This is a genomic window from Caldithrix sp., from assembly GCF_056497305.1.
Genome location: NZ_JBSMDE010000045.1, coordinates 1 through 4,068, shown reverse-complemented (window position 1 = coordinate 4,068; position 4,068 = coordinate 1). Strand labels below are relative to the sequence as shown.

The window sequence follows — 4,068 nt, the reverse complement described above, 5'->3', positions numbered from 1 at the left end:
TACCAGAAAAGGGATTGTGGGCCAGCAATCCCCGGTAATCTGCCCAGAATGTCCATTGATTGACCGTTAGAACAGCACTGGTTTTTAACGGCTGAGTATTGTCTAACATCTTTGGGGGCGAGCCAATATTCTCTTTTGCCACAGCACTAATGGCCATTGAAGTGCAGATACACATCAGGAGCAAATGGAAGATTAACTTTTTTTGAAAATTTTTTGGTTTATTCATCAGGAATCCTTCTCCCTCTTAATATGTAAGCAATCATGTTGTAGGCAATGACAACGTATCAAGCTAAAGCTTGAGTTACGACCACAGCGCCAGGCTAAAGCTTGAGTTACAATGTTTCCAGCACCTCCTCGCCGGTTATGACCATCAGTTTCAATATTTTTTGTTTCTTTAATTCCGGCATGTCAATGTGAATAATGTACAGCCCGCTGGCCACACGCCAGCCTTTTTCATTGAGTAAATCCCAGCGATAGAACTGGGAAGGATCGTTCTTTTCCAATTTGCGCACCAGAGCGCCGCCCAGAGTAAAAATACGAATCACTGCGTGTGGCGGCAAATGGTTAAAGGTCACAAAGTGCGTAAATCGATCCGGCTCCAGAGGGCTGGCTGCGTAATAGGGATTGGGAAAGACGTTGATCTTTTCCACATCCTTCTTCATCAATTCCGGATCGTTTTCAATTTTGCCTGGTGCCGTGAACATAATCTTAAAATTTTCATCCGGATATTTTGGAGTAATAAAGCGAAAAACCACATTGGTCAGGGGTAATTGTTCGGAGGGGCCAAAATCACAAATGGTTAACGCGTCAAACACCGGAGCGCTATTTTCGAACCACTTGAGTGTTGGAGCACCGCTGAGCACATCCTGAACAAAAGCTTCATAACTCCCATCTGCATTTAAGGGATAGCGCACATAAATCCAGTCAGTAGCCGGGAAACCAAAAGTAGGATCGGGCTGGCCATAATCAAAGATTCCAGGCGTATGGCCATCGGAATAACCCAAAGCTATTAAACGCACATCATCGGTAGAATCCTGATACGTACCTGGGCCCACATCCCAGAATTCGAAAGGCACATGACCGGTCGCCTGAATAGAATCATAATACCAGTAAAACAGGCTCCCATCCTCAGTAAAACGCATTTCAAAATCATGATTCCTAAAAATTGGTAATAAGTTCAAGGTTAACCATTCCTCTCCAAGGCCAGAACTTAAATAAAAGCGATAAGGATCACGCGGCGAAGTCAAACTATGCCAGACATTTTCATAAAGGTCATCAGTACCAATAAATTGCGTCTCCCTTTCAATGGGACCGTAAGAATCCGCATATTGATAAATTTGTTTAAGGCGATTTTTAGGGGGAACTGCAATTTTAATTTGCAATCCATCCGCAGACACACCGTCGTTGTGCTCAAATTCTTCCTGCGTAAATACTTTTTGTTTACTTAAAATTTCTGCATTTAATGTCAAATCCCAAAGATCCCAGAGCAGTTCGCCATAAGTTGCCGAAGTTGTATCCCGATCAAACTGAAAACGAATCTCATAATCATGACTGGTGAGCTCAGTGGGATCAACGACCGTTACAGTACAACGAACATCACTGGAGCCAATCTTTTGATAAGGGATCGTATCTTCAACGGCCGCAAGGTATCGGCTTCCAGGTTTTGTATTCTGTAAAACGACTTGCAAAATCTTTCCTTCGGACTCAAATGTACTGTACTCGGCTATGTCCGGGTTGTAGTTGTATGCTGTAATCTGATAATAATAGGTTGTTCCCCTGTAGAGCGGGCAATCATTGATGTAATCCCAGTCGACAACTAAGTGTCTTTTTATGCCCGAATCTCTGCCCTTCTGTACCGTACCAAACACACTGCCTTCAACGTGTGGATCATAATAACGCGATTCAATCCTGGTAACACCATTTATTACATCAAAAGTTGCAATTTTCTTTTTTTCAATTTTTTTCACAGTACCAATATTAGATCCTTCCTGACTATATTCGAGGCGTAACTGATACACATTGTAGCCTTCAAAGTGATATCCGGCATGTGCCTCTTTTTCAATTTGTTCAACTCTTTTTTCATCTATGCCCCAATTCAAAACGATTTTTTCCCCTAACGGTGTGGCTTTTGCCTCTGGTGTTTCAGGAGCTCGTGGGATGTCTTTAAATGCTGCCTTGTAAAACAGTTCAATAAAGGGCAACAACTTCTCTACTTCAGCTAATGATAATAAGCGGTTACTGCCCTGACCTCCGATAATGGCAAAGATAATCTCCTGTTCTTCACCGGGGGGCATGGTTAAGGGCCCAAAGCTGCCTGCTATTCTACGGTCGCCTGGTTTTGGATTATCTCCTTTTCCGTCCAGATCGCCGCTTCCGGTCAGTGGATTACCATGTAGCGGAAAACGGGTTACCCGGCCCTTATTACTTCCATAACCAACAACAAAGGGCTCCGGATGATGGATATCATATCCTGGTTTGTAGCCCCTTAAGATATTATAAATCGAAAGAGTGGTCAGGTAGCTACCGCCTGGAGGATTAATGTCAATAAATGGAATGGCCATGGAATTAAAAGCATAAAGCCCTAAGTTTTTATAGCCCGTTTTCCATTGCTTATGGAAAAGAGCTGTATCCTGTAAATTTCCTGTATAAACGATTGGACCTTGTAAAACTTTAAGGCCAACCGCCGGAGGAGCCAGCCCGAGCGCACTGCTCTTTTCATCCGTCCAGTTGCCATTGTAAGCGTAAAAAAAATCTCGGGTAGAATCACATCCAGCCAGATCATCGCTGTAATTGCCAATATCTGCATCCAGCCAGATGCCAATGAAGAGCGAATCCAACAAATAATCCGATTTATTAATCAATTGATATCGTTTAAATATGACCTGACTACCCGGACTAAATTGGCCCGCATACGTCCAGGCAGTGATTTTAATTTCTAATCCAATAGGACAGCTGCCTGTAGCGAATTCAACGGTTGCGGTATCAAGATCATTGAATACGCCCCAGATGATTTGATCGCTTCGAGCAAAGCCGGGTTGATCAATTCCAAAAGCGTAATATCCATCTCCATCCACATCGATAAAGGGAGCGCCCAGCTGTACCGGCCAGTTCATGGCATCCTTCCCTTCGATATCTGAAATCTTCGCCACATCTTCATCTGTAATCTGATCTACAGGGATTTGCAGGAGATAAGAGGCATCGTATTTAAAAAAATCTGTCCCCACAACCTTATTCGTATTCGTAAAACGATAAAGCCAGGTCTGCGAATTCTCAAATTGGGCCGCTCTGCCATCCTCATTAATCCAACCGGGTTGGATTGACGTGCGAAAGAAAATGCCCCCGGCTCTTAACGGCAGATACTCAATCCGATTTCCGGTGTTTGGGTCTTTTAACCATCCCGCCCATAGTAGGCCATCTTTGTAGATGACATTCGTACCATCGATTGGATAATAACCCAAAGCCCCTGAGGCCGGAGCATAGATACCTTTTTCTCCAGCGGTCATATAATAGCGCCAGTTTCCGACATCGAGCAAGGTTTGCTTCCAGGTTGAAGTTTGAACGTTTTTGCTTAATTTTTGTGACCTGACTAATGGGGGAAAACACAAAAATAGAATAACCGGGATTATTAATAAACGGAACGGTTTCATTGGAAGGCCCTCACGTGAAAATCCATTGCTTTTAAAATTTAAAAATTCTAAATCAAGTTTTCAAGGCTCAAGCTAAAGCTTGAGTTACATTGTATCCAGCACCTCCTCGCCGGTTACAACCATCAGTTTCAATATCTTTTGCTTCTTTAATTCCGGCATGTCAATATGAATAATGTACAGCCCGCTGGCCACACGCCAGCCTTTTTCATTGAGTAAATCCCAGCGATAAAACTGCGTAGGATCGTTCTTCTCCAATTTGCGCACCAGAGCGCCGCCCAGAGTAAAAATGCGAATCACTGCATGTGGCGGCAGATGGTTAAAGGTCACAAAGTGCGTAAATCGATCCGGCTCCAGAGGGCTGGCTGCGTAATAGGGATTGGGAAAGACGTTGATCTTTTCCACATCCTTCTTCATCAATTCC

The 4,068-nt window shown here is 43.6% G+C and carries 3 protein-coding genes; all 3 read right to left on the bottom strand.

What is annotated here, in order from left to right:
- Window positions 1–226: hypothetical protein (locus tag ACWB0I_RS03805; protein WP_479386709.1), on the bottom strand; the 226-nt coding region annotated here is incomplete at its 3' end.
- A 106-nt stretch (window positions 227–332) separates the two neighbouring features.
- Entirely contained in the window at window positions 333–3,533 is a 3,201-nt protein-coding gene (locus ACWB0I_RS03800; RefSeq protein WP_479386708.1) for a hypothetical protein, read from the bottom strand.
- 198 nt (window positions 3,534–3,731) lie between these two features.
- On the bottom strand, window positions 3,732–4,068 hold a 337-nt coding region (locus tag ACWB0I_RS03795; RefSeq protein ID WP_479386707.1), incomplete at its 5' end, for a hypothetical protein.